Genomic DNA, 25112 nt, shown 5'->3' with positions numbered 1-25112 from the left:
CGGCCGCGACGCGCCGGGCGGCTCCCTGTGACACGCGGCCGCCACACGCAGGAGGGACCGGCCCGCGTCGGGCCGGTCCCTCCTGGCGGGTGCGGCGCGGCCGGTCAGACCCCGGCGTAGGAGTGCTTGCCGGTGACGAAGATGTTGACGCCGTAGTAGTTGAAGAGCCAGCAGCCGAAGGCGACCAGCGCCAGGGCGGCGGCCTTGCGGCCCTTCCAGCCGGCGGTGGCGCGGGCGTGCAGGTAGCAGGCGTAGGCCACCCAGGTGATGAAGGACCAGACCTCCTTGGGGTCCCAGCCCCAGTACCGGCCCCAGGCGTCGCCCGCCCAGATGGCGCCCGCGATGATCGTGAAGGTCCACAGCGGGAAGACCGCGGCGTTGACCCGGTAGGCGAACTTGTCGAGGGTCGAGGCGGCGGGCAGCCGCTCCATGATCGAGGAGCGCAGCGAGCTGGTCCGCTCGCCCCGGGCGACCTTCGCCTCGTAGAAGTCCTTCAGCAGGTAGCCGAGGGTGCCGACGGCGCCGAGGTAGAAGACGGCACCGCAGAAGATGGCGGTGGAGACGTGGATCCACAGCCAGTACGAGTCGAGGGCGGGGGCGAGCTGGTCGCTGTCGGTGTAGAGGACGGTGGTGGCCAGGCCCAGGTCGAGCAGGACCGTGGTGACCAGGGGCAGGCCGACCCAGCGGATCTTCTTGCCCGCGAAGAGGAAGCCGAGGTACGTGCCGACCGCCACCGTGGTGAAGGTGATGGAGAACTCGTACATGTTGCCCCAGGGCGCGCGCTGCACCGACAGGGCGCGGGCGACGACGCCCGCCGCCTCCAGGACGAAGGCGAGGACCGTGAGCGAGATCGCGATACGGCCGTAGACGTCGCCCTGCGCGTCGTGCCCGGCGGCGCCGGGGCCGTCGGGCACGTCCCGGGCGCCGGCGGCCGAGCGGGTGACGACCTTCGGCCGGTCCAGGACGGCGGTCGAGCCGTTCTGGCGGACGGTCACGCCCGGCGCGGCGGCCTTCTCGCCCTGCTCACCGCCGAGCGCGGCGGCGGTACGGCCGACCTTGCTCCGCCCGCCGAGCACCCACTCGGCGATGTGGCCGAAGAAGGCCAGGGTGTAGACGGCCATCGAGGAGTAGACCAGCCAGTTGCTGTACTGGGCCAGGCTCTCGTTGGCGGCGACGGCGAGATTCACTTCTCTGCCCCTTCGGAAGGAACGGCCTCGGGTTCGGGGTCGGCGGCGGATGCGGCGGGCCGGGCCGCGGTGGGTGCCCGGTCGTGGAGGTCTCCGGCCAGCTCGGCCAGTTCCTCGGGAAGCTTCGCGGATTCACTGCGGCCGAGTCCGGCCATCTCGACGACGGTCACCCCGTCGTCGCCCCGCACGGCCCGGACCCACACCCGGCGCCGCTGGATGAACAGGGAGCCTGCCAGGCCCGCGATGGCGGCGACGGCCCCGGTGAGCGCCAGGCCGCTGCCGGGCTGACGCGACACCTGGAAGCTGGCCCACTCCTCGATCTCCTTCTCGAAGGTGATCGAGCCCATCCCGTCGGGCAGTTCCATGGTCTCGCCGGGCAGCATGCGCTGCTTGAGCAGCTCCCCGTTCTCGTCCTCGAACTCGGTCATCTTGCTGGTGTCGAGCTGGTAGACGTTCTGCGGCAGCCCGGAGTCGACGCCGAGGCTGCCGTGGTACGCGGAGAGCGCGAGCACGGGGAAGTTCAGCGCGGGGAACTGCGAGAACATCTCGCCCTTGCCCTCACCGGCGAAGGTCGGCACGAAGAACGCGTTGAAGCCGAGCTGGGTCTTCTTCCCGTCCTTGTCGCGGTAGCCGTCGAGCACCTTGATGGCGCCGGTGGAGGTGAAGTTGGCGTCGATCGGCAGCAGCGGGACGGGGCCCTTGTAGGCGACCTCGCCGCGCCCGTCGCGGACGGTGACGACCGGGGCGTAGCCGTGGCTGATCAGGTAGACCTTGGAGCCGTCGACCTCCAGCGGCCGGTTCACCTCGATGGTCCGCTTCCTCGGCTCGGCGTCCGGCGACTCGGTGTACGTGACGTCCGCCTCGAAGGTGCGCGGGGTGCCGCGCTGCGGCCCGGTCTCCTCGTAGGTGCCGCTGAACTTGTCCAGCGTGAAGCTGAACGGCGGCAGGTCCTCGGTGTCGAAGAGGCTGCCGGGCTTGAAGTCGTCGAACTGCGTCAGCGTGTTGGAGAAACCGTCGCCCTGCACGATGAGCTTGCCGCCCTCGTACTTGTAGAGCTGCCCGACGCCGAAGGCCACCAGGATGACGATGAGCGCGACGTGGAAGACCAGGTTCCCCGCCTCCCGCAGGAAGCCCTTCTCGGCGCTGACCGCGTCGCCCGAGCGGTCCACCCGGAAGCGGCGCTTCCTGAGCAGCCCGAGCGCCACCTCGCGCACCTCGTCGGGGCCGGCCTCGGTACGCCAGGTCGCGTAGGCCGGGAGCCGGTCCAGGCGGCGCGGGGCGCGCGGCGGGCGGCCGCGGAGCTGGCCGACGAACTGCCAGGTGCGCGGGACGATGCAGCCGATGAGGGAGACGAAGAGCAGGATGTAGATCGCGGAGAACCACACCGAGCTGTAGACGTTGAAGAGGCCGAGCTTGTCGTAGACCGGCGACAGCGTCTCGTGCGCCTCGCGGAACTCCTCGACCTTCAGTTCGTCGATGCCGGTCTGCGGGATGAGCGAGCCGGGGATCGCGCCGAAGGAGAGCAGGAAGAGCAGGATCAGCGCGACCCGCATCGAGGTGAGCTGCCGCCAGAACCAGCGGGCCCAGCCCGCGCACTCCCGCCAGGTCCAGGCGAGCGCGCCGCCCGGCCCCGGCTTGCGGACACCGCCGAAGGAGCCCGGGACGGACTGGCCCTCCTCCGGCGCGTCCAGGGGGGTGGTGGAGAGCTGGGAGCCTGCCTCGCTCAGCTCACGGTCGTCCGCGGGGGCGGTGTCCGCCTGCGCCGGATCGGGGCTGTTCGTCACCAGGGTGCCTTCGCGCTTCTCTTCGGGGTCTTCGGCTCGGTCGGGTACGGGCGGCCGGGTTGCTCGGCCGTCGGCGGCGGGGTGGCGGGACACGGTCAGATCCCCACCTCGAAGCCGCCGGTCCACACCTGCATCTGCTGGACCAGGTGGTCCCAGGCGCCGGTGACCAGGAGCAGGCCGGTGGCGATCAGCATGAGGCCGCCGATCCGCATCACCCAGGCGTAGTGCCGCTTGATCCAGCCGAAGGCGCCGAGCGCCTTCCGGAACGCCACCGCGGCCAGTATGAAGGGGGCGCCCAGCCCCAGGCAGTAGACCACCATCAGCAGTGCGCCCCGTCCGGCGCTGCCGTCGTAGAGGGCGAGGTTGTTGACGGCGGCCAGGGTCGGGCCCATGCAGGGCGTCCAGCCGATGCCGAAGAGCACGCCGAGCATCGGCGCGCCCCACAGGCCCCGTTCCGGCTTGGCGTGGAAGCGGAACTCCCGGCGGGTGAGCCAGGACATGCCGCCCATGAAGAAGAGGCCGAGCAGGATCGTCAGGGCGCCCAGCACCCGGGAGATGATCTCGCGGTGCTCCTGGAGGGTCATCCCGATGCCGCCGAAGAGGGCGCCGCCGGAGACGAAGACCGCGGTGAAGCCGAGCACGAAGAGGGAGGCACCGAGCGCCATCCGGCCCCGGCGGGCCTCGCCGAGGTCGCTGCCGCTGACGCCGGTGACGTAGGAGAGGTAACCGGGGACGAGCGGCAGCACGCACGGCGAGAAGAAGGAGACGAGGCCGGCGAGGAGCGCGATCGGCAGGGCCAGCAGCAGGGCGCCGTTCTGCACGGTCTCGTTCGGCACGGCCGCGAGGAGAGCGGCGGCCTCGGGAGCCGAGGCGGTCACGAGGGCGGACACGGGGGTCACTTCTCCGCGAGGACCGGGTCGATCATCGACCGCAGCTGCTTCTCGCTCACCGCCTGGAGGGTGCGGGCCGCGATCTTCCCGTCCCGGTCGATGACGACCGTGGAGGGGATGGCCTGCGGCGAGAGGCTGCCGCGCGGGAAGCGCAGGATCTGCTTGCCCTGCGGGTCGTAGATGCTCGGGTACTCGACCTCGTAGTCCTTCTCGAAGGCGATGGCCGGGCCCTTGTTGAAGTCGCGGGTGTTGAGGCCGACGAACTGGACCCCCTGGTCTGCGGTGTCCTCGGCGACCTTGACCAGGTTGGAGGCCTCGGCGCGGCAGGGGGGGCACCAGGAGCCCCAGACGTTGACGACGACGACCTTGCCCTGGTGGTCGGCGAGGTCGAAGGTGCCGCCGTCGAGGGTCTCGCCCTTGAGGCGCGGGGCCTCCTTGCGCTCGCCCTTGGCGACCTTGGAGATGCCGTCCTTGCCCGCGACGAAGTTGGCGCCGGAACCACTCTGGGTGGTGCCGCCGTCCCCTTCACCGCAGGCGGTGAGCAGCAGGGCGCCGACGGCGGCTCCGGCGGTCAGCGAGAGGCGCCGGGTGAGGACACGGCGAGAGCGGGGGGCGCGACGGGCGGCACTCATGTGAAAAGTTTCCCATGTCGCCCCCCGCGATCTCGGGCACCCCCCTCTACGGTGCATCAACGCATGTCAGGGGCGATTTCCGGACGTGCGGAATCGTTCCTTCCAAGTCAGGCGGCGGGGCCCTTCCGGCCGGCTCCACCACTCTCCTCGCCGCCCCCGCCCTCCTTGCCGGCCCCCGGCCCGGCCTCCTTCAGGTACGCCTTCCAGCCGCCGGGCGGGGCCTCGCCGACTTCCAGCGCGCGGAGCTTGGCCAGCACCTCGGGAGTCTGCGCGTCGAGCCAGTCGACCAGCTGCCGGAAGGAGACCAGCCGGACGTCCTTCTCCCCGGCCATCTGCTTCAGGGCCTCCTCGACGGCGTCCATGTAGATGCCGCCGTTCCACTCCTCGAAGTGGTTGCCGATGAACAGGGGGGCGCGGTTCGACTCGTACGCGCGGCGGAACCCGGCCACATAGGCGCCGGTCGCCTGCTCGCGCCAGGCCGGGTGGTTGCCGGGCGGGCCCTGGGTGGAGTTCTGGGACTGGTTGTACATGAAGTTGTAGTCCATCGAGAGCGTCTCGAAGGAGCGGCCGGGGAACGGAACGGCCTGGAGCGGCAGGTCCCACAGCCCCTTGCGCTTGACCGGCCAGGTCTGCAGGCCGCCGGGCGAGGAGGCGTCGTACCGCCAGCCCAGTTCGCGGGCCTTCGGCAGCAGGTTGTCCTGGCCGAGCAGGCAGGGGGTGCGGCCGCCGACCAGCTCCTTGTCGTAGTCGAACGGCAGCGGGTCCTCGTCCTCCCACCCGGTGTGGGTACGCCACTGCTGGACGAACGCCTTGGCCTGCTCGATCTCGGCGCCCCACTGGGCGGGGGTCCAGTGGGCCACCGAGCCGGAGCCGCCGCAGAAGTGGCCGTTGAAGTGGGTGCCGATCTCGTGGCCGTCGAGCCAGGCGCGGCGCACGCCCGCCAGGGTGTCCTTGATGTGGGCGTCGGTCAGGTACCCGATGTCGGAGGCGCCCACGGGGTTGTTCGGCGGGCTGTACAGCCGCTTCTTCGACTCCGGCAGCAGGTAGAGCCCCGAGAGGAAGAAGGTCATGTGGGCGTCGTGCTCCTCGGCGAGGTCAAGGAACCGTTCGAACAGCCCGTTCCCCACCTCGCCCGCGCCGTCCCAGGAGAAGACCACGAACTGCGGCGGCTTCTCCCCCGGCTCGAGCGGCCTGGGCGCGTCGGGCTGGTGCGGCTGCTTCCCGGTGTACGAGGTGGAGCCGTCCCCGATCAGCTCCGCCTTGGGCTTGTCGGGCTTGCCCCCGCCCTGCTCGCCGCCCGAGCCCTCCCCCGACCCCGGACTCCCGGAGCCCGCGTTGCCGACGCCGCAGGCCGCCAGAAGGGGAGCGGCTGTCGCTCCCGCACTCAGAGCCAGCAGGTCCCGACGGGTGATTTGTCGCATGATATCCCCTTTCTGCGCTGCCCCCATACAACGCCGACAAGGGGTTAGAGGCGGAGACCCACACACAGGTTCCCCTCTCGACCACCCGTCTGCCAGACCTTCACACCTCACCCCTGAAGGTCACAACTGGTGACGAAGCCCCCGGCCCCGCCGGCCTCGGGCACCGAAAAAAAAGGGGGGTCGGGCCCGTCGGGCCCGACCCCCCAGGGGACGCTCAGCGCCGGGGAAGCAGATGCTCGGGCACGAGGTCCCGGGCGGGCTCGGAGTAGCCCACGGAGACGATCCGGTCCCCTCGGTACGTGAACGACGTGAGAGAGGCGAGCGAACACTGCCGCCGCCGCGGGTCGTGCCAGAGCCTCCGCCGCTCGACGTAACTGCGCACGGTCCAGATCGGCAGCTGGTGGCTGACCAGCACCGCCTCATGGCCCCGGGCCGCGGCGGCCGCCGCGTCGAGCGCCTTGGTCATCCGCACGACCTGGTCGATGTACGGCTCGCCCCACGAGGGCCGGAACGGATTGGTCAGGTGCCGCCAGTTGGCGGGCTTGCGCAGCGCCCCGTCCCCGACCCCGAACTGCTTGCCCTGGAAGACGTTCCCGGCCTCGATGAGCCGGGCGTCCGACCCGAGCTCCAGCCCGTGCGCCCGCGCGACGGGCGTCGCGGTCTCCTGCGCCCGCTCCAGCGGGGAGGCGGCGACGTGGGTGACGTCGCGGCCCGCGAGATGCTCGGCCACCCGGTCGGCCATCTTCCGGCCCAGCTCGGAGAGGTGGTAGCCGGGCAGCCGCCCGTACAGGACCCCGGAGGGGTTCTCCACCTCGCCGTGCCGCATCAGATGGACGACGGTGATCTCGTCGGCGCTCATCGCGTTCCCTTCCCGTTCACCTTGGCTCGTTCCCGGCCCCGGCTCATGCCGTGGCCTCGGCCGCCGCGCGGGCCGCGGCCGGCAGGGCGGCGGCGATCTGCTCGACGGCGCGGTCGTCGTGTGCCGTCGAGACGAACCAGGACTCGAAGGAGGACGGGGGCAGGTAGACCCCCTGGGCCAGCATCGAGTGGAAGAACGCGGTGAAGCGGAAGCTTTCCTGCCGCTTCGCGTCGTCGTAGTCGCGGACCTCGTCGGCGGTGAAGAACACCGAGAACATGTTGGAGGCGTTCTGCACCCGGTGCGCAACGCCCTCCTTGGCCAGCGCCGCGGAGACCAGCCCGCGCAGCTCGGCCGAGACCGCGTCGATCCGGTCGTACGCGCCCTGGTCGAGCAGGCGGAACTGGGCGAGTCCGGCCGCGGTGGCGACCGGGTTCCCGGAGAGGGTGCCCGCCTGGTAGACGGGGCCGGCCGGGGCGAGGGAGGCCATCACGTCGGCACGGCCGCCGAAGGCCGCCGCCGGGAAGCCGCCGCCCATGACCTTGCCGAAGGTCATCAGGTCGGGCCGGACGCCCTCGACGCCGTACCAGCCGGCGCGCGAGGTGCGGAAGCCGGTCATGACCTCGTCGGAGACGAAGAGCGCGCCGTTCTCCCGGCAGAGCCGGGCGAGGGAGGCGTTGAACCCCTCGCCGGGCGGGACGACGCCCATGTTGCCGGGGGCGGCCTCGGTGATGACGCAGGCGACCTCGCCGGGGTGGGCGGCGAAGGCGGCGGCGACGGCGTCGAGGTCGTTGTAGGGCAGCACGATCGTGTCGCCGGCCTGGGCACCGGTGACGCCGGGGGTGTCGGGCAGCGCGAAGGTGGCGAGCCCGGACCCGGCCGAGGCGAGCAGCGCGTCGACGTGGCCGTGGTAGCACCCGGCGAACTTGATCACCTTGGCGCGCCCGGTGAAGCCCCGGGCCAGCCGGATCGCGGACATGGTCGCCTCGGTCCCGGAGGAGACCAGGCGGACCTGCTCGACCGGCTCGATCCGGGCGACGATCTCCTCGGCGAGCGCCACCTCGCCCTCGCCGGGCGTGCCGAAGGAGGTGCCGCGGGCCACCGCCTCCTGGACGGCGGCGACGACCTCGGGGTGGGCATGGCCGAGGATCATCGGCCCCCACGAGCAGACGAGGTCGACGTACTCGCGGCCGTCGGCGTCAGTGAGGTACGGACCCGTACCGGACACCATGAACCGGGGCGTACCGCCCACCGCGCCGAAGGCGCGCACGGGAGAGTTCACGCCGCCGGGCGTCACGGAGGCCGCACGGTCGAAGAGCGTCTGCGAAACTGGGGCTTCGTACTGATAGGTCACACGAGCCATGGTGTCAGAGCCTTCGAAGTTCCTGCGGACCGGTGTTCGGCGGACGTTTCGCTCCACGTCGGCGGGGGAGGCCAATGACACGATGATCGGGTTGCGCGGCGGGCTGTGCGGCGCGGAGAAGCACTCGGGTGGAGATATGCATCGCGGTGGCGGACTGGGCGAGGGGACCGGTGATCTCGGGCCCCGGCGTGCCCGGAGGGGGAAGCACCGGCGCGACGCCGCATCCCGGGCTCAGGATCAGACACCGGCGTTCGACGGCGCGGAGCCGGTGCGCGGGGAGGCCGGGCAGGGCGAGAGCAGGAGTGGGGGCCGGGTGGGGGTGACCTACAAGTACTTCGGCGCGCCGAACGGCGCCACGGCGGCCCGGGTACCGCTCTCGATGCGCCCCGAGGAGCTGGGCGGGGACGAACTGGGCATGGGCGGCATGTTCACCCGCATCAAGCCGGAAACGGTTTCGGCCATGGTGCTGACCGGCATCGAGGGCGTACCCCTGCACCGCGTCCCGCCCCTCGAACTGGTCGTCCTGCACCCGGACTACGCGGTCGTCAAGCTCCCGATGACGGTGGTGGACCCGCTCCGGGGCATCGGAGAGGAGTCGGTCGGCGCGGCCGCCTTCATCTGGTCCACGGTCCCCGACCGCGGCGGCCCGAGCGACGCCTTCAACGTCTACCGGCTCCTCCACGAGTGGCAGGACTTCTCCCACCGCCTGCACGAGGCGGGGCACCAGCCGTACTGCCTGGTGTGGCCGTGAGCTGATCCCCCGTCGGCCGGCGCACCGCACCCCGGGAGGGCCGGCGGCGTCGGCCGCAAGGGCGATATCCAGCCGTATTCGACCGGTCCGGAACGGCTGGTGATGAACCGTCGGCGTGCTGGGCAGTTCTATGCTTCGACGGGACTGTAGAAGCAGTTCCCGCAGGCAGGGCTGTACAGCAGATCGTGAAGGAGAACGCCCGACATGGTGTTCAAACGGCTCCTCGGTTCGCTCGGCGTGGGCGGGCCCACCGTCGACACCGTCCTCGACGCCGCGCCCGGTTCCGGGAACGCGGCCTCGCCCGGCGGGGCGCTCACCGGGCGGGTCCATCTCAAGGGCGGCAGCTCGGACTTCGACATCTCCGAGATCACCTTGGAGCTGATCGCCCGCGTCGAGGCCGAGACCGACGGGGGCGAGCAGCACGGCACGGTCGCCTTCGAGCGGTACGTGGTGGGCGGCGGCTTCCGCCTGGGGGCCGAGACGGAGCAGGTGGTGCCGTTCTCGGTGGTCCTGCCGTGGGAGACCCCGGTGAGCGAGCTGTACGGGCAGCCGCTCGGCATCGTCCTCGGGGTCCGTACCGAACTGGCGGTGGCCGGCGCCAGGGACAAGGGCGACCTCGACCCACTGGCGGTCGGCCCGCTCCCCGCCCAGGAGGCGGTGCTGGAGGCGCTGGGGCGGCTCGGCTTCGGCTTCCGCTCGGCCGACCTGGAGTACGGCCGGATCGGCGGCACCGGGCAGCAGCTCCCCTTCTACCAGGAGATCGAGCTCTCGCCGGCGCCCCAGTACGCCCACGCGGTCAACGAGATCGAGGTGACCTTCCTCGCCCACCCCGGCGGCCTGGAGGTCGTCCTGGAGGCCGACAAGCGCGGCGGCATGTTCACGCCGGGCCACGACGCCCTGACCCGCTTCACCGTCTCCCACGAGGACGTGGCCACGCGCGACTGGACCGCCGAGGTCGACGGCTGGGTCCGGCAACTGGTGGAGCACCGCGCGTCCTACGGCACGCACGCGGCGTACGGCCACCACGACCCGTACGCGGGCGGGCACCACGGCCACCAGGAGGGGCACCGCTCCGGTCCCGGGATGGGCACGGCGATCGCCGCCGGCGCCGCCGGGCTGGCCGTCGGCGTCGCGGGCGGCCTGGTCGCGGCCGAGGTCGTCGACGAGGTGGGGGACTTCTTCGAGGGGGACGACGAGGAGGACGAGGGCGACGAGGGCTGACCCACCGGGGCGGCCCCGGTGGCCGGTCCTGGCGGGAGCCCCTGTCGCCCCGGCGCGAAGGCTTCTACAGTGCTGTAGTACCGGCCGCCCCGAGCGGGTGCGGCTGCCCGAGGAACAGACAGGACACCCATGCTCGGCATCAGCGAACTCGCCGTCATCCTGCTCGTGATCGTCGCCGTCCTCGCCGTGAAGCGGCTGCCGGACCTGGCCCGCTCCTCGGGCAAGGCGGCCCGCATCCTCAAGAGCGAGGCCAAAGCCATGAAGGAGGAGTCCCGCCAGGGCGAGGTGGGCCAGGACCGCCCGGACCAGGCGGTGTACTACGTCACCGAGCCGCTCCCCGAGCAGCGGTCCCGCCCGGCGGACGGGCAGCAGGGCCCCGGCGGCCGCGCCGCCTGAGCCGCGCCCCGAGGCGTACGGACGCCTGACACGGCGGTGCCCCGGACCTCGCCCGGGGCACCGCCGTGTCGCGTCCGCCGTCGGCGGCCGTCTCGTCTCACTCCTGGACGCGCAGGGCGGCCAGTTGCTCGGCGAAGGGGACGACCTCCTCCAGCGGGTCGGCTGCGGGAGCCGCCCGGCGGCCGCCGGTGAGCAGGGCGGCGAGTTCGGCGGCGGCCCGGTCGATGCGGCGGTTGAGCCCGTCGGTGTTGCCCCAGTCCTCGGAGGCCGCGTAGACGGCGGTGGGGACGACCACGGCCCGCAGGTAGGCGAAGAGCGGGCGCAGGGCGTGTTCGAGGGCGAGGGAGTGGCGGGCGGTGCCGCCGGTGGCGGCGATCAGCACCGGCTTGCCGGTCAGCGCGTCCTGGTCGACCACGTCGAAGAACGACTTGAACAGGCCGCTGTAGGAGGCGGTGAAGATCGGCGTGACGGCGATGACCGCGTCGGCGCCGGTGACCTGGTCGAGCGCCGCCGTCAGCTTCTCACCGGGGAATCCGGAGGTGAAGTGGTGGGCGATGTCGGTGGCCAGGTCCCGGAGTTCGACCGTGTCGACCCGCACCGGGAGTCCGCCCTCCCCCAGGTCGCGGGCGACGGCCTCGCCGAGGCGGTCGGCGAGCAGCCGGGTGGAGGAGGGCACGCTCAGCCCGGCCGAGACCACCGCGATCCGCAGCGGGGCGGACGGGGCGGCGGACCCGTCGGCACGGCGGCCCGGGTCGTCGGCCAGGTCGTCGGGGGCTTCGGCGGCGGGGCGCTCGCCGGACTGGACGGGGAACTCGGTCACTTGGTCACCGCCTCGGAATCGGCGCTCTCCCCCGCGCGGGCGCGCAGGGAGGCGTGGGTGGGGGCGTCGGGGACGTCGGCCGGGCGGCCCTTGGCGAACTCCTCGCGCAGGACGGGGACGACCTCCTCGCCGAGGATGTCGAGCTGCTCCAGGACCGTCTTGAGCGGGAGCCCGGCGTGGTCCATCAGGAACAGCTGGCGCTGGTAGTCGCCGACGTCCTTGCGGAAGCTGAGGGTCCGTTCGATCACCTGCTGGGGCGAGCCGACGGTCAGCGGGGTCTGGCTGGTGAACTCCTCCAGGCTCGGCCCGTGCCCGTAGACCGGGGCGTTGTCGAAGTAGGGGCGGAACTCGCGGACCGCCTCCTGGGAGTTCTTCCGCATGAACACCTGGCCGCCGAGGCCGACGACGGCCTGCTCGGGAGTGCCGTGTCCGTAGTGTGCGTACCGGTTGCGGTAGAGGCGCACCATGCGCTTGGTGTGCTCCATGGGCCAGAAGATGTTGTTGTGGAAGAAGCCGTCGCCGTAGTACGCGGCCTGCTCGGCGATCTCCGGGGAGCGGATCGAGCCGTGCCAGACGAACGGGGGCACGCCGTCGAGCGGGCGCGGAGTGGCGGTGAAGGACTGGAGCGGCGTGCGGAACTTGCCCTCCCAGTCGACCACGTCCTCGCGCCACAGCTTGTGCAGCAGGGCGTAGTTCTCGATGGCCAGCGGGATGCCCTCACGGATGTCCTTGCCGAACCAGGGGTAGACCGGGCCGGTGTTGCCGCGGCCGAGCATCAGGTCCACCCGGCCGTCCGCGATGTGCTGGAGCATCGCGAAGTCCTCGGCGATCTTCACCGGGTCGTTGGTGGTGATGAGCGTGGTCGCGGTGGAGAGGACGAGGTTCTCGGTGCGGGCGGCGACCCAGCCGAGCATGGTGGTGGGCGAGGACGGGACGAAGGGCGGGTTGTGGTGCTCGCCGGTGGCGAAGACGTCGAGGCCGACCTCTTCCGCCTTCTGGGCGATCCGCAGGATCGCCTTGATCCGCTCGGCCTCCGTCGGGGTCCGGCCGGTGGTGGGGTCCGGCGTGACGTCGCCGACGCTGAAGATCCCGAACTGCATGGCTGGTCACCTTCCGCAGGGTTGTTGATTGTTCAACTATACCTGTCCAACGGGAGGTGGGGCTGAGGTATTCCCCGGAACCCGAACACCCGCATACCCGCCCATTCCGACCCTCGTTCCAGTGTGCCAGGATCGCCCGTTCCCCACCTGGGGAGCCACCGCCCCACCGGCCCGTGCGGGGCCCGGGCCCGCACCCGGCCGCTCCCGTCCCAGCACTTACCGTGCTGCCATGAACATCATCGACCTGGACCCCGGCGACCCCCGCCTCACCACCGACGCCCTCCCGGTGCTGACCGAGCTGCGCCCCCACCTCACCGCCCGCCTGCTGGAGGAGATCTACGCCGCCGGCCACCCGCAGGGTCTGCGCTTCAGCGCCCTCTACGACGTCGAGGGCGGCTGCGCCGGTGTCGCGGGCTGGCGGGTGATCACCAACACCAGCGCCGTGCGCAAGCTCTACGTGGACGACCTGGTCACCGCCGAGGCGACCCGCTCCACCGGCGTCGGCCGGGAACTGCTCGCGTACCTGGAGGACCGGGCCCGCGAGCTGGACTGCCGGGTCCTGGACCTCGACTCGGGCACCCGGCGCACCGACGCGCACCGCTTCTACCTGCGCGAGCGGTTCTCGATCCGCTCGTTCCACTTCAGCAAGCCGCTGCGCTGAGGACCGCCTCGGCCGCCGCCCGGGCAGGGGCGGTGCCTATGCTGGCGGGAGGTTTCGGGGTCGTCCGGCCTCCGGAGCCGCCCCGCCGACCTTGACCGAGGAGCACCGTCATGAGCGCCGCGCCCACGCCCGGTAACCGGATCGCCGTCGTCACCGGTGCGAGCGGCGGCATCGGCGCCGCCACCGCACGCAAACTGGCCGAGGCCGGATACCGGGTGGTGCTGACCGCCCGGCGCAAGGACCGCGTCGAGGCGCTCGCGGCCGAGCTGACCGAGGCGGGCCACCGCGTCACCGCGTACCCGCTGGACGTGACCGACCGGGCGGCGGTGGACGAGTTCGCCACCGCCTTCCAGAAGATCGCGGTGCTGGTGAACAACGCGGGCGGCGCGCTCGGCGCCGACCCGGTGGCCTCCAGCGCGCCGGACGACTGGCGCCGGATGTACGAGACCAACGTCATCGGCACCCTCAACATCACCCAGGCCCTGCTGCCCGCCCTGACCGCGAGCGGTGACGGCACCGTCGTGGTCATCTCCTCCACGGCCGGCCTCGCCACCTACGAGGGCGGTGCCGGGTACGTCGCGGCCAAGCACGGCGAGCACGTCCTCGCCGAGACGCTGCGGCTGGAGATCGTCGGGACGCCGGTGCGGGTCATCGAGATCGCCCCGGGCATGGTCAAGACCGACGAGTTCGCGCTGACCCGCTTCCGGGGCGACGCCGAGAAGGCCGCCAAGGTCTACGCGGGCGTCGCCGAACCGCTGACCGCCGACGACGTCGCCGACACCGTCTCCTGGGCCGTGACCCGCCCCAGCCACGTCAACGTCGACCTGCTGGTGCTGCGACCCCGCGCCCAGGCGTCCAACTCCAAGGTCCACCGGGAGCTGTGATCCGCCCATGACCGCCTCCGCCACCGAGCCGGACACCCCGGAACCCGGCCCCCGGACCGACTCCGCCGCCGAGCCGCCCCCCGGACCGGTGCCGGCGCCACCCGAGCGCCCCACCGCCACCCCGCAGGAGCGGCGCCGGCTGGCGGAGGAGGCCAGGACCGAGAAGTACGTGTGGTGGTCGCTGGCCTACTTCTTCTTCGGCATCCACATCGTCGCCTTCGTGATGATCTACGCCGTCACCCACGCGCGCTGAGCGGGCCCGCCCCGCGGCCGGGCGGGCTCACCCGCGCTCACTGAGCCGGGTGTGCAGCTCGGCACCCGGGCCGGTCAGTCCGCTCACCTCGGCGTGCTTGCCGCGCTGCGCGTACTTGGCCGCGATCGCGTCGAGCACGGCGACCGCCGAGGCGTCCCAGAGCCGCGCCCCGCCGAGGTCCACGACGACCCGGTCCGGGTCCCCGGCGTAGTCGAAGCGGTCGGCGAGGCCGTTGGCGGAGGCGAAGAAGAGGTCGCCGGTGACCGCGTACCGCACGGCGGAGCCGTCCTCGGCGCGCGAGACGGCCAGCTCCGCCCGGCCCGCGACCCGGCGTGCGAAGACCCCGAGCGCCGCGAGGCACCCGGCGATCACCCCGACGGCCAGGTTGTGGGTGGCGACCACGCAGACCACGGTGACCGCCATGACCCCGGTCTCCCCCAGCGGCATACGGCGCAGCGTCGCCGGGGTGATCGAGCGCCAGTCGAAGGTGGTGAGGGAGACCATCACCATCACCGCCACCAGCGCCGCCATCGGGATCGCCGAGACGGCCGGGCCGAGGGTGAGGCAGAGCAGCAGCAGGAAGACCCCGGCGAGGAAGGTGGAGAGGCGGGTGCGGGCCCCGGCCGTCTTCACGTTGACCATGGTCTGGCCGATCATCGCGCAGCCGCCCAGCCCGCCGAAGAAGCCGGTGACGACGTTGGCGACGCCCTGCCCGACCGACTCGCGCCGCTTGTCGGAACGGGTGTCGGTGAGGTCGTCGACGAGCTGCGCGGTGAGCAGCGACTCCATCAGCCCGACCAGCGCCAGCGCGAAGGCGTACGGGGCGATCAGCGTCAGGGTGTCCAGGGTGAACGGCACGTCGGGCAGGCCGGGGGTGGGCAGCGAGGCCGGCAGCGCCCCCCGGTCGCCGACGGTCGGCACGGCGAGCCCGGCACCGACGGTGATCAGGGTGAGCACCACGATGGAGACGAGCGGCGCGGGCACCGCGGTCGTCACCTTCGGGAAGAGCACCATGAGCGCCAGCCCGCCGAGGATCAGCGGGTGGACCGCCCACGGCACGTCGCGCATCTCCGGGACCTGGGCGAGGAAGATCAGCACGGCGAGCGCGTTGACGAAGCCGACCATGACCGCCCGCGGGACGAACCGCATGAGCCGGGCCACCCCGAGCGCCCCCAGCACGATCTGGATCACCCCGCCGAGGATCACCGCGGCGATCAGGTACCCGAGGCCGTGCTCGCGGTTGAGCGGGGCGATGACCAGGGCGACGGCACCGGCCGCCGCAGAGATCATCGCGGGCCGCCCGCCGACCACCGAGATCACCACGGCCGTGGTGAACGAGGCGAAGAGGCCGACGGCCGGCTCCACACCGGCGATCACCGAGAAGGAGATGACCTCCGGGATCAGCGCCAGCGCGACGACCAGGCCCGCCAGCACCTCGGTCCACAGCCGCCGCGGCGGCATCCGGAAGGCTCCGCGGAGGCGTCGGCGGGCGCCGGGCGCGGCCACGGGCACAGGGGCGAGCAGGGAGGCGGGCGAAAGGGACAAGGGAACGCGGGACCTGTCGTACTAGGGCGCGCCCCGCACGAAGCGGACGGCACACATCTCGGCGAACACCCCCGCGAACACGCGACCGGGCACTCCCCCGACTGTACCGACCCCCAGCCCCCACGACCGCCGCCGCACACCGCCGGGCGACACCGGCCACCGCGTGAACCCTGAGCCCGGCCGGCGCCTGGGACCACGTCCCCAGCCCGGCCGGCGCCTGAGGCCACCCGGCCGAGGCGGAGCGGCGGGCCCGCCCCCCGCCGGAGGCGATCCCCTCGTCGGCCCGGCCGCAGGCGTCACCCCTTGACGCAGACCACCTGCTTGAGCTGAGCCACGACGGCGACCAGATCCCGCTGCTGGTCGATGACCTGCTCGATGGGCTTGTAGGCCCCGGGGATCTCGTCCACGACCCCGGAGTCCTTCCGGCACTCGACCCCGTGCGTCTGCTCGGCCAGATCGCGCACGGAGAACCTCCGCTTCGCCGCGTTCCGGCTCATCCGCCGCCCGGCGCCGTGCGAGGCGGAGTTGAAGGAGGCGTCGTTCCCGAGCCCCTTCACGATGTACGAGCCGGTGCCCATGGACCCGGGGATGATCCCGTAGTCCCCGCTGCCCGCGCGGATCGCCCCCTTGCGGGTGACGAGCAGGTCCATCCCGTCGTACCGCTCCTCGCTCACGTAGTTGTGGTGGCAGGAGATCTCCGGCTCGTAGGCGACCCGCGCCTTCTTGAACTCGCGGGAGACCACCCGCTTGAGCAGGTCCATCATCAGCGTCCGGTTGTACCTGGCGTACTCCTGCGCCCAGAACAGGTCGTTCCGGTACGCCGCCATCTGCGGGGTGCCCGCGACGAAGACGGCGAGGTCGCGGTCGACGAGGCCCTGGTTGTGCGGCAGGTCGCGGGCGACGCCGATGTGGTGGTCGGCCAGTTCCTTGCCGATGTTGCGCGACCCGGAGTGCAGCATCAGCCAGACGGCGCCCTCGGTGTCGGTGCAGACCTCGACGAAGTGGTTGCCGGAGCCGAGCGTGCCCATCTGGTGGGCGGCCCGCTCCCGCCGGAAGTGGACGGACGCGGCGACGGTGTCGAAGCGGTCCCAGAAGGCGTCCCAGCGGTGGGTGCCGAAGCCGTGCGTACGTGTCGGGTCGACCGGCCGCTCGTGCATCCCGCGCCCGACCGGGATGGCCTCCTCGATCTTGGAGCGCAGCCGGGAGAGGTCGCCGGGCAGGTCGTCGGCGGTGAGCGAGGTACGCACCGCCGACATGCCGCAGCCGATGTCGACGCCGACGGCGGCCGGGCAGACCGCGTCGCGCATGGCGATGACGGAGCCGACGGTGGCGCCCTTGCCGTAGTGCACGTCGGGCATGACGGCGAGGCCCTTGATCCACGGCAGCGTGGCGACGTTCTGGAGCTGGCGCATCGCCGCCTCCTCGACCCCCGCCGGGTCGGCCCACATGCGGATGGGCACCCGCGCACCCGGAATCTCCTGGTAAGCCATGTTCGTCTCGTTCCCCCGGTACGTCGGCCCCGCACCTCTCGGCGATGGCGGGCCGCTGGACGTCCACGCGCGAAATACCCGGCCGAATAACGGGACCGACGCCCGCATAAAGGGCGGCCGACCGGCGACCCCGGCGGCGCGTGCGATAGACATTGTGTCCATCGGCCGCCTGAGGGCGGCAACTGGATTTCCGGCGCGTCGCCGGTTCCGGCCGAGGGCCGGGCCCGCTCCCGGCGGCGGGCGACGAAGCCGTACGAGAGGAGCCCCGACCGTGGCGCGTAAGGCGTATTCCCGCAGGGCGCGGGTGACCGGCGCACTGGTGCTGCTGCTGGCCCTCGGCGCGGCGGGCTGCACCGGCGACCCGGCCGCCGACGACTCCCCCGACGCCAAACCGGCCGGCGAGGCGACCACCGCCCAGGCCGAGCCCGGCAGGTACCGGACGCTGCCGCAGCCGTGCCGCGCGGTGGAGACCGGCACGCTCGACACGATGCTGCCGGGGATCGCCGACCTCGACGAGGAGCAGCGGCAGAAGGCGTACGAGGGGACCTCCTCGGTCACCTACGACTCGGACCGGCGTACCGGGTGCCGCTGGAAGGTGGACTCGGCGGACGCCGGGCATCTGCTGCGGATCGACTTCGAGCGGGTCGTCTCCTACTCGGCCTCGCTCAGCGACGACGCCCGCGCGCAGGCGGTCTACGGGGACCGGATGAAGGAGGCGGACCTGCCGCTGCCCGTCGATCCCCGCGAGGAGCCCGTCGACAGCCGCACCGACGACGAGCCGAAGGCCGACCGCGACGAGACACGCGCCACGGCCCCGGCGGAGGACGCCGGCAAGGACGGCAAGGACGACGAGGGCGGTAAGGACGGCAAGGACGACGAGGGCGGGAAGGGAGGGAAGCCCGAGAAGTCCGGCAGGAGCGAGGAGCCCGGCGACGAGACGACCGACCCGTCCACTCCCGCCGAGGGCCTGGAGCCGCGCCTGCTGGACGAGCTGGCCGACGACGCCTTCATCGACGATCAGCTCACCACCTCCTCCTCCGGCACCGGACAGCGCACCGTCACTGTGGTGTTCCGCACGTCCAACGTGATCGTCACCGTCGAGTACGAGGCCCAGCCGAGGCAGGTCAGCGAGGTCCCCGACAGCGCGTCCATGCAGGAAAAGGCGCGTGAGTTGGCGGCCAGGCTGGCCGAGCGGCTGAGCGACGTGTGACCCCGCACGTCCTCGCGCGCACCCTCGGGACGGGTGGGTCGCACCGCCCCTTCGGCGTACGGTGACCCCTCGGACCACCCGGTCCGTCCGGTTCGGCCCGACCGCACGACTTGAGCGAAGGAACCATGCACCGACCAGCACAGCGACTGACCCGCATTCTCGCCTGCGCCGCCGTCCCGGTGATCCTCGTCGCCTCCGGCTGCTCCTCGGACGACTCCTCCGGGGCCGAGGACGCGCAGAAGGACAGGTCGGCCTCCTCGGCCGCGGCCTCCGCCCCGGCCGTGGAGAAGGCCGCGTACGGCACGCTTCCGGAGGCCTGCGACACGCTCTCCGAGAAGACGCTGAAGGACCTGGTCCCCGAGGCGAAGAGCCTCAAGGGCAAGACCGGCAAGTCCGACGACACCTCCTCGCGCGCCACCTGCTCGTGGAACAGCCTGGACAACAAGGGCGTCGACGGCTCGCAGTTCCGCTGGCTGCACGTCTCCCTGATGCGGTTCGACTCCGACGAGGCACTCGGCTCGGGCGAGCAGCGCGCCGAGAAGTACTACGCGAAGCAGCTCGCCGACGCCAAGGCCACCGAGGACGCCAAGGAGGTCGCCGCCGAGCCGGTCGCCGGGACGGGCGACACCGCGACGATGGTCTCGTACGAGCTGAAGAAGAAGGAAGGCACCTTCAGGCAGCAGTCGCTGGTGACCCGCGTGGAGAACGTCGTGGTGACCGTCGACTACAACGGCGCCGGCCTCGCCGGCCAGAGCTCCCCCAAGACCAAGACCCTGGTCGAGGGCGCCACCAAGGCCGGCCAGGAGGCCGTCGAGGCGGTCACCGAGGCCAACGCCGAGGGCGCGAAGGACTCCGGCAAGAAGTCCGGGAAGGACGCGGACGGCAAGGACTCCGGCGACAACGACGGCCAGGGCGCCGACCCGGGCAAGTCCTGACGGGCCGCCACCCCGCCCCGCGCCACTGCGCCGCGAAGCCCGGTCTCCCCGCGAGGCCGGGCTTCGGGCGTACCGGGAGGCCGGAAGCCGCCCGGTGAGACGGCCACGTCCCCGCCGTCCAGTCCCGCCGGCCACCGGATCGTCCCCGTCCCACCCCGCTCCGCGGAGCCCGGCCGGCCCCGGTGGGCCGCGCTCCCGCCCCACCCCGGCACAGCCGTCCGCACACATGTGCCAGTCTGTTGGGCGCAACAGAACGCGATCCGCAGGGCCGACGGACCCGCAGGACCAGGGAGAGGGAGCGCCAGTGGCGGCGACAGAGCTGACACGGACTCACCGCATACTCATCGGGGTGGTCGTGGCCGGTGCGGTGGTCATCGCGGCCATCGGCTTCGCCGGGTCGTACACGGCGGTGCGCGAACTCGCCCTCCAGAAGGGGTTCGGCACCTTCTCGTACTTCTTCCCGATCGGCATCGACGCGGGCATCTGCGTGCTGCTCGCGCTCGACCTGCTGCTGACCTGGATGCGCATCCCGTTCCCGATGCTGCGTCAGACGGCGTGGCTGCTCACGGCGGCCACCATCGCGTTCAACGGCGCCGCCGCCTGGCCCGACCCGCTCGGCGTGGGGATGCACGCGGTGATCCCGGTGCTGTTCGTCGTCGCGGTGGAGGCCGCCCGGCACGCCATCGGCCGGATCGCGGACATCACCGCCGACAAGCACATGGAGGGCGTGCGGATCACCCGCTGGCTGCTCTCCCCGCTGCCGACCTTCCTGCTGTGGCGCCGGATGAAGCTGTGGGAGCTGCGCTCCTACGAACAGGTCATCAAGCTGGAGCAGGAACGTCTCGTCTACCAGGCCCGGCTGCGTTCCCGCTTCGGCCGGGCCTGGCGCCGCAAGGCCCCGGTGGAGTCGCTGATGCCGCTGCGGCTGGCCCGGTACGGCGTCCCGCTCGCCGAGACCGCCCCGGCCGGCCTCGCCGCCGCCGGCATCGAACCGGCCCTGCTGCCCCCGGCCCCCGCGACCCCCGCCCGGCAGGAACTGGAGCGCGCGGGCGGGCCGGCCCCGGAGACGGCCCCGTCCCCCGCGCCCGCCACCTCCCTGGAGAAGCCCCGCGCGGACCGCCCCGCCGCCGAGGCGCCGCAGGAGCGGCAGGCGCCCCCGCCGGAGGGCAGCCCGTGGTTCGCGGGGCAGCCGGGCCCGGTGCAGTACGAGGGCACATACGACCCGCAGTACGAGCCGGACCCGCAGACGTTCGCGGAGTACCGGCGGTTCCAGCGGTTCGCCGCGCACGAGGCCCAGGCGGCACAGGCGGCCGAGGCCCAGCAGCAGGCCGCCGAGGAGGAGCGGAGGGACGGCGTGCAGGTCCCGTCGGGGCCGGGCCGTACTCGTCCGCTCGGCGGCGCCCCGGCGATCCCGGCCCAGCGCGAGGGCGGCCTGCCTGCCGAGGGCGAGGAGCCCGAGGAGTCGCGGCCGGCACCTCCGGAGAACCTTCCGGAGGACGAGGTCCCGCAGGTCCCCGGCGGCGGCGCGATCGACGAGGAGACCTTCTACGCGGCCTTCCGGCGGAACCTGGAGATCGACGGGAACTACCCGAACGCGCGCCGGTTCGGCCTCTACCTCCTCGACCATCACCAGGTCGGCAACGAGGCGGGCGGCCCGCTCCCCGAAGCGGAGCTGCGGCCGTACCTGCACCAGTGCCGCCGTCGCTACGAGCAGGAGCAGGCCCAGGCCGCTCCCGAGCCCGACTTCACCAGCGCTTGACCGCCCGGGGCACCGCCGTACGGCGAAGGCCGCCCTTCCCCGGTTCTCGGGGAGGGCGGCCTTCGCCGTACGTACGCCGTGGAGCGGTCAGGCGCCGAGCAGGCGGCGGACCCGGTCCTCGCCGACGGCGAGGAGGAGGGTGGGCAGGCGCGGCCCGGTGTCACGGCCGACCAGGAGCTGGTAGAGCAGGGCGAAGAAGCCGCGCTGGGCCGCCTTCAGCTCGGGGGTCGGCTTGGCGTCGGCGGGGAAACCGGCCTGGATCTTCGGCACGCCGTAGACCAGGGTGGTGAGCCCGTCGAGGGACCAGTGGCTGTCGAGGCCGTCGAGGAGGAGCCGCAGCGACTCGCGCGACTCGTCGCCGAGGGCGGCCAGCGCCTCGGTGTCGGGCTCGGCGCGCACGACGGTGCGGGCCTCGGCGTCGACGTAGGTGTTGATCCACGACTCGGCGCGGTCGAGCCGGGGGCGCACCTCGTCGAGCGAGGTGATCGGGCGGGCCGGGTCCAGCTCGCTGAGGATGCGCAGGGTCTGGTCCTCGGCGCCGGCGGTGATGTCGGCGACCGAGGCGAGGGTGCGGTACGGCAGCGGGCGCGGGGTGCGCGGCAGTTCCCCGGCAGCGGTGGCGGCGGCCCTGCTGTGGGCGGCGGCGTCGGCGGGGAGCGCGGTGCCCTCGGCGACCTTGGCCTCCAGCTTGTCCCACTCGTCGTAGAGCCGCTGGATCTCCTGGTCGAAGGCGATCTTGAAGGACTGGTTGGGGCGGCGGCGGGCGTAGAGCCAGCGCAGGAGCTGCGGCTCCATGATCTTCAGGGCGTCGGCGGGGGTGGGCACGCCGCCCTTGGAGGAGGACATCTTCGCCATGCCGGAGATGCCGACGAAGGCGTACATCGGGCCGATCGGCTGGACGCCGTCGAAGATCTCCACGATCTCGCCGCCCACCTGGAAGGAGGAGCCGGGCGAGGAGTGGTCGACGCCGGAGGGCTCGAAGACGACGCCCTCGTAGGCCCAGCGCATCGGCCAGTCGACCTTCCAGACCAGCTTGCCGTGGTCGAAGGTGGAGAGCTCGACCGTCTCGCCGTGGCCGCAGGCGCAGGTGTAGGTCAGCTCCGTCGTCTCGTCGTCGTAGGCGGTGACGGTGGTGAGGTCCTTGTTGCAGACCGTGCAGTACGGCTTGTACGGGTGGTAGCCGCCGGCGGCGGTCGAGCCGTCGTCCTCGGCGGCGGCGCCGGAGCCCTCGGCGGCCTCCAGTTCCGCCTCGTCCACCGGCTTCTGCGACTTCTTCCCGGGCGCCTTCCTGGTGCGGTACTGGGCGAGGATCGCGTCGATGTCGCCGCGGTGGCGCATGGCGTGCAGGATCTGCTCGCGGTAGGCGCCCGAGGTGTACTGCGCGGTCTGGCTGATCCCGTCGTACTCCACACCGAGCGCGGCCAGTGCCTCGGTCATGGCGGCCTTGAAGTGCTCGGCCCAGTTCGGGTGGGCGGAGCCGGCCGGGGCGGGGACGGCGGTGAGCGGCTTGCCGATGTGCTCGGCCCAGCTCTCGTCGATGCCCGCGACGCCGGCGGGGACCTTGCGGTACCGGTCGTAGTCGTCCCAGGAGATGAGGTGGCGCACGGTGTGGCCGCGGCGGCGGACCTCGTCGGCGACCAGGTGCGGGGTCATGACCTCGCGGAGGTTGCCCAGGTGGATGGGGCCGGAAGGGGAGAGTCCGGAGGCCACGACGACCGTGAGGGCGTCTTCGCCGGGTGCCTCGTCCGCCGTGCCGTCGGCCTTTTTCGCACCGGCTCGTCGCTCCGCCTCGGCGATGACCTCGTCCGCGTAACGGGAGACCCAGTCGGCGGTCTCTGTGCTCTGAGCCACGATCGGCACGTCCTTCTTTCTCATTCACCTACGGTGGCCGCCCGGGACTTCGGTCGCGGCCCACCGCCCATTGTCCCAGCTCGCCGCCCTACCACGAAAACCGCTTTTCACGGCGGTCGCGCCGAGTGGGATACTTGCCGGGACCTCAGGGGGTGCCTGGGGAATCCCGCGCGGCACCTGGGGCGCCCGGCACGCACTCCGCCGCACCGGACACCCCAGACACCGCACGGGATTCCCCAGGAACCCCCTAGCACCCCAAGGAGAACGGCACCCCACCCCATGGCCTCGGTCACCTCGCTCACCGCTTCCGTCCACCAGCGTCTCGCGGACGCCCTCGCGGCTGCCCTGCCGGAGGCCGGCGCCGCCGACCCGCTGCTGCGACGTAGCGACCGGGCCGACTACCAGGCCAACGGCATCCTGGCCCTCGCCAAGAAGCTCAAGGGCAACCCGCGCGAGCTGGCCACGAAGGTCGTCGACGCCATCGGCGCCGACGAGGTGATCCAGGACATCGAGGTCTCCGGCCCCGGCTTCCTCAACCTCACCCTCTCCGACGCCGCCATCACCCGGAACCTCGCGGCCCGCGCCGCCGACCCGGCGCGCCTCGGGGTGCCGCTCGCCGAGGCGCCCGGCACCACGGTGATCGACTACGCCCAGCCGAACGTCGCCAAGGAGATGCACGTCGGCCACCTGCGCTCCGCCGTGATCGGCGACGCGGTGGTGCGGATGCTGGAGTTCACCGGCGAGCAGGTGGTCCGCCGCCACCACATCGGCGACTGGGGCACCCAGTTCGGCATGCTCATCCAGTACCTGATCGAGCACCCGGGCGAGCTGGCCGCCACCGCCGAGAGCGTCGCCGTCGAGGCCGGGCAGGCCAGCGAGGAGGCCGGTGAGCGGGCCATGTCGAGCCTCAACCGGCTCTACAAGGCGAGCCGCGCCCTCTTCGACTCCGACGAGGAGTTCAAGACCCGCGCCCGGCGCCGGGTGGTCGACCTCCAGGCGGGCGACCCGGAGACGCTGGCGATGTGGCAGCGGTTCGTGGACGAGTCGAAGGTCTACTTCTACTCCGTCTTCAACAAGCTCGACATGGAGATCCACGACGCCGACGTGGTCGGCGAGTCCGGGTACAACGCCATGCTCGCGGAGACCTGCCGCCTGCTGGAGGAGTCCGGCGTCGCGGTCCGCTCCGAGGGCGCCCTCTGCGTCTTCTTCGACGACGTCAAGGGCCCCGACGGCCAGCCCGTCCCGCTGATCGTGAGGAAGTCCGACGGCGGCTTCGGCTACGCCGCCACCGACCTCTCCGCCATCCGCGACCGCGTCTTCCACCTCAAGGCCGACACCCTGCTGTACGTGGTGGACGCCCGGCAGTCGCTGCACTTCAAGATGGTCTTCGAGACGGCCCGGCGGGCGGGCTGGCTCGGCGAGGACGTGAAGGCGGTGCAGCTCGCCTTCGGCACGGTCCTCGGCAAGGACGGCAAGCCCTTCAAGACCCGCGAGGGCGAGACGGTCCGCCTGGTCGACCTGCTCGACGAGGCCGTGGAGCGCGCCACCGCCGTGGTCCGCGAGAAGGACGTCAAGGAGCAGCTCACCGAGGGGCAGATCGCCGAGCGCGGCGCCGAGGTGGGCATCGGCGCGGTCAAGTACGCCGACCTGTCGACCTCGGCCGCCCGCGACTACAAGTTCGACCTGGACCAGATGGTCTCGCTCAACGGCGACACCTCCGTCTACCTCCAGTACGCCTACGCCCGCATCCGGTCGATCCTGCGCCGGGCGGGCGAGGCGCGTCCGGCGGCCCACCCGGAGCTGGCGCTGGCCCCGGCCGAGCGGGCACTCGGGCTGCACCTGGACCAGTTCGGCGAGGTCGCCTCGGACGCCGCCGCCGAGTACGCCCCGCACAAGCTGGCCGCGTACCTCTACCAGACGGCGTCGCTGTACACGACCTTCTACGACCAGTGCCACGTGCTCTCCGCCGACAACGCGCCGGAGGTCGTGGAGAACCGCCTCTTCCTCTGCGACCTCACCGGCCGCACCCTTGACCGGGGCATGGCGCTGCTGGGCATCCGGACACCCGAGCAGCTGTAGGCGGTAGGCACCCGACGAGGGGGC

General features: G+C 72.3%; 22 protein-coding genes. 10 read left to right on the top strand and 12 right to left on the bottom strand.

Annotated elements, in window-relative coordinates:
- Positions 1 to 104: 104 nt before the first annotated feature.
- The 7 genes from ccsB to hemL all read right to left on the bottom strand — a co-directional run bounded on the left by ccsB (position 105) and on the right by hemL (position 8133).
- Positions 105 to 1187 (bottom strand): c-type cytochrome biogenesis protein CcsB, encoded by a 1083-nt coding sequence (ccsB, locus tag Sdia_RS07445; protein ID WP_189500172.1) that lies wholly within the window; start codon positions 1185 to 1187, stop codon positions 105 to 107.
- Complete coding sequence (gene resB, locus Sdia_RS07440; protein WP_229831082.1) at positions 1184 to 2971, bottom strand: cytochrome c biogenesis protein ResB; 1788 nt, start codon at positions 2969 to 2971, stop codon at positions 1184 to 1186. Before resB ends, ccsB begins: the two co-directional genes overlap by 4 nt.
- Before the next feature lie 95 nt (positions 2972 to 3066).
- On the bottom strand, positions 3067 to 3861 hold the full coding sequence (locus Sdia_RS07435; RefSeq protein ID WP_370464542.1) for a cytochrome c biogenesis CcdA family protein: 795 nt from the start codon (positions 3859 to 3861) through the stop codon (positions 3067 to 3069).
- Between the two features lie 5 nt (positions 3862 to 3866).
- Positions 3867 to 4493 (bottom strand): TlpA family protein disulfide reductase, encoded by a 627-nt coding sequence (locus tag Sdia_RS07430; RefSeq protein WP_100452125.1) that lies wholly within the window; start codon positions 4491 to 4493, stop codon positions 3867 to 3869.
- A 107-nt stretch (positions 4494 to 4600) separates the two neighbouring features.
- Positions 4601 to 5914, bottom strand: coding sequence for a hypothetical protein (locus tag Sdia_RS07425; RefSeq protein WP_185393085.1), 1314 nt, complete (start codon positions 5912 to 5914; stop codon positions 4601 to 4603).
- A 214-nt stretch (positions 5915 to 6128) separates the two neighbouring features.
- A complete protein-coding gene (locus Sdia_RS07420; protein ID WP_100452123.1) occupies positions 6129 to 6773 on the bottom strand; it encodes a histidine phosphatase family protein in 645 nt (214 codons plus the stop codon).
- Positions 6774 to 6816: 43 nt separating this feature from the next.
- Positions 6817 to 8133, bottom strand: a complete 1317-nt coding sequence (hemL, locus tag Sdia_RS07415) for a glutamate-1-semialdehyde 2,1-aminomutase (RefSeq protein WP_185393086.1) — start codon at positions 8131 to 8133, stop codon at positions 6817 to 6819.
- 136 nt (positions 8134 to 8269) lie between these two features.
- On the opposite strand from hemL, the gene Sdia_RS07410 reads away from it, so the two are divergent.
- From Sdia_RS07410 to Sdia_RS07400, 3 genes are all read left to right on the top strand, one after another.
- Entirely contained in the window at positions 8270 to 8884 is a 615-nt protein-coding gene (locus Sdia_RS07410; protein WP_100452121.1) for a hypothetical protein, read from the top strand.
- A gap of 204 nt (positions 8885 to 9088) precedes the next feature.
- Positions 9089 to 10105, top strand: coding sequence for a sporulation protein (locus Sdia_RS07405; RefSeq protein WP_189500173.1), 1017 nt, complete (start codon positions 9089 to 9091; stop codon positions 10103 to 10105).
- A gap of 129 nt (positions 10106 to 10234) precedes the next feature.
- Entirely contained in the window at positions 10235 to 10501 is a 267-nt protein-coding gene (locus Sdia_RS07400) for a twin-arginine translocase TatA/TatE family subunit (RefSeq protein ID WP_100452119.1), read from the top strand.
- A 97-nt stretch (positions 10502 to 10598) separates the two neighbouring features.
- Here the strand turns inward: Sdia_RS07400 and Sdia_RS07395 are convergent, their stop codons facing one another.
- Positions 10599 to 11321, bottom strand: a complete 723-nt coding sequence (locus Sdia_RS07395) for an FMN reductase (RefSeq protein WP_100452118.1) — start codon at positions 11319 to 11321, stop codon at positions 10599 to 10601.
- Positions 11318 to 12421, bottom strand: a complete 1104-nt coding sequence (locus Sdia_RS07390; RefSeq protein WP_100452117.1) for an LLM class flavin-dependent oxidoreductase — start codon at positions 12419 to 12421, stop codon at positions 11318 to 11320. Before Sdia_RS07390 ends, Sdia_RS07395 begins: the two co-directional genes overlap by 4 nt.
- 229 nt (positions 12422 to 12650) lie before the next feature.
- On the opposite strand from Sdia_RS07390, the gene Sdia_RS07385 reads away from it, so the two are divergent.
- The 3 genes from Sdia_RS07385 (at position 12651) to Sdia_RS07375 (ending at position 14219) form a co-directional block, all read left to right on the top strand.
- The gene (locus Sdia_RS07385; protein WP_100452116.1) at positions 12651 to 13082 is read left to right on the top strand and encodes a GNAT family N-acetyltransferase; all 432 of its coding nucleotides are present in this window, start codon (positions 12651 to 12653) and stop codon (positions 13080 to 13082) included.
- Between the two features lie 110 nt (positions 13083 to 13192).
- The gene (locus Sdia_RS07380) at positions 13193 to 13966 is read left to right on the top strand and encodes an SDR family NAD(P)-dependent oxidoreductase (protein ID WP_100452115.1); all 774 of its coding nucleotides are present in this window, start codon (positions 13193 to 13195) and stop codon (positions 13964 to 13966) included.
- 7 nt (positions 13967 to 13973) lie between these two features.
- Positions 13974 to 14219 carry a hypothetical protein gene (locus tag Sdia_RS07375; protein ID WP_100452114.1) on the top strand — a complete coding sequence of 82 codons (246 nt, stop codon included), beginning with the start codon at positions 13974 to 13976 and terminating at the stop codon, positions 14217 to 14219.
- A gap of 27 nt (positions 14220 to 14246) precedes the next feature.
- Here the strand turns inward: Sdia_RS07375 and Sdia_RS07370 are convergent, their stop codons facing one another.
- Positions 14247 to 15680, bottom strand: coding sequence for a SulP family inorganic anion transporter (locus tag Sdia_RS07370; protein ID WP_100452113.1), 1434 nt, complete (start codon positions 15678 to 15680; stop codon positions 14247 to 14249).
- Between the two features lie 380 nt (positions 15681 to 16060).
- Positions 16061 to 17254 (bottom strand): RtcB family protein, encoded by a 1194-nt coding sequence (locus Sdia_RS07365; protein ID WP_100452112.1) that lies wholly within the window; start codon positions 17252 to 17254, stop codon positions 16061 to 16063.
- Positions 17255 to 17525: 271 nt separating this feature from the next.
- Here Sdia_RS07365 and Sdia_RS07360 point away from each other — a divergent pair, with 271 nt between their 5' ends.
- The 3 genes from Sdia_RS07360 to Sdia_RS07350 all read left to right on the top strand — a co-directional run bounded on the left by Sdia_RS07360 (position 17526) and on the right by Sdia_RS07350 (position 21158).
- A complete protein-coding gene (locus Sdia_RS07360) occupies positions 17526 to 18464 on the top strand; it encodes a hypothetical protein (RefSeq protein ID WP_189500174.1) in 939 nt (312 codons plus the stop codon).
- A 125-nt stretch (positions 18465 to 18589) separates the two neighbouring features.
- Positions 18590 to 19399, top strand: coding sequence for a DUF3558 family protein (locus Sdia_RS07355; protein ID WP_100452110.1), 810 nt, complete (start codon positions 18590 to 18592; stop codon positions 19397 to 19399).
- Between the two features lie 304 nt (positions 19400 to 19703).
- Entirely contained in the window at positions 19704 to 21158 is a 1455-nt protein-coding gene (locus Sdia_RS07350) for a DUF2637 domain-containing protein (protein ID WP_115068765.1), read from the top strand.
- Positions 21159 to 21245: 87 nt separating this feature from the next.
- On the opposite strand, the gene lysS is transcribed toward Sdia_RS07350, so the two are convergent.
- Positions 21246 to 23018, bottom strand: coding sequence for a lysine--tRNA ligase (gene lysS / locus Sdia_RS07345; protein WP_100452108.1), 1773 nt, complete (start codon positions 23016 to 23018; stop codon positions 21246 to 21248).
- 270 nt (positions 23019 to 23288) lie between these two features.
- Here lysS and argS point away from each other — a divergent pair, with 270 nt between their 5' ends.
- Positions 23289 to 25088, top strand: coding sequence for an arginine--tRNA ligase (argS, locus tag Sdia_RS07340; RefSeq protein ID WP_115068767.1), 1800 nt, complete (start codon positions 23289 to 23291; stop codon positions 25086 to 25088).
- Positions 25089 to 25112 lie beyond the last annotated feature (24 nt).

Origin of the sequence: Streptomyces diastaticus subsp. diastaticus, from assembly GCF_011170125.1 — a bacterium.
In the GTDB taxonomy this organism is placed as follows: Bacteria; Actinomycetota; Actinomycetes; order Streptomycetales; family Streptomycetaceae; genus Streptomyces; species Streptomyces diastaticus.
This window is presented reverse-complemented; position numbering and strand designations above follow the sequence as displayed.

Bases quoted from the DNA above. Each gene is read 5' to 3' on its own strand.
- Sdia_RS07430 (WP_100452125.1), bottom strand. From the start codon at position 4,493: ATGAGTGCCGCCCGTCGCGCCCCCCGCTCTCGCCGTGTCCTCACCCGG.
- Sdia_RS07425 (WP_185393085.1), bottom strand. From the start codon at position 5,914: ATGCGACAAATCACCCGTCGGGACCTGCTGGCTCTGAGTGCGGGAGCG.
- Sdia_RS07420 (WP_100452123.1), bottom strand. From the start codon at position 6,773: ATGAGCGCCGACGAGATCACCGTCGTCCATCTGATGCGGCACGGCGAG.
- hemL (WP_185393086.1), bottom strand. From the start codon at position 8,133: ATGGCTCGTGTGACCTATCAGTACGAAGCCCCAGTTTCGCAGACGCTC.
- Sdia_RS07410 (WP_100452121.1), top strand. From the start codon at position 8,270: ATGCATCGCGGTGGCGGACTGGGCGAGGGGACCGGTGATCTCGGGCCC.
- Sdia_RS07405 (WP_189500173.1), top strand. From the start codon at position 9,089: ATGGTGTTCAAACGGCTCCTCGGTTCGCTCGGCGTGGGCGGGCCCACC.
- Sdia_RS07400 (WP_100452119.1), top strand. From the start codon at position 10,235: ATGCTCGGCATCAGCGAACTCGCCGTCATCCTGCTCGTGATCGTCGCC.
- Sdia_RS07390 (WP_100452117.1), bottom strand. From the start codon at position 12,421: ATGCAGTTCGGGATCTTCAGCGTCGGCGACGTCACGCCGGACCCCACC.
- Sdia_RS07385 (WP_100452116.1), top strand. From the start codon at position 12,651: ATGAACATCATCGACCTGGACCCCGGCGACCCCCGCCTCACCACCGAC.
- Sdia_RS07380 (WP_100452115.1), top strand. From the start codon at position 13,193: ATGAGCGCCGCGCCCACGCCCGGTAACCGGATCGCCGTCGTCACCGGT.
- Sdia_RS07375 (WP_100452114.1), top strand. From the start codon at position 13,974: ATGACCGCCTCCGCCACCGAGCCGGACACCCCGGAACCCGGCCCCCGG.
- Sdia_RS07370 (WP_100452113.1), bottom strand. From the start codon at position 15,680: ATGCCGCCGCGGCGGCTGTGGACCGAGGTGCTGGCGGGCCTGGTCGTC.
- Sdia_RS07365 (WP_100452112.1), bottom strand. From the start codon at position 17,254: ATGGCTTACCAGGAGATTCCGGGTGCGCGGGTGCCCATCCGCATGTGG.
- Sdia_RS07355 (WP_100452110.1), top strand. From the start codon at position 18,590: ATGCACCGACCAGCACAGCGACTGACCCGCATTCTCGCCTGCGCCGCC.
- argS (WP_115068767.1), top strand. From the start codon at position 23,289: ATGGCCTCGGTCACCTCGCTCACCGCTTCCGTCCACCAGCGTCTCGCG.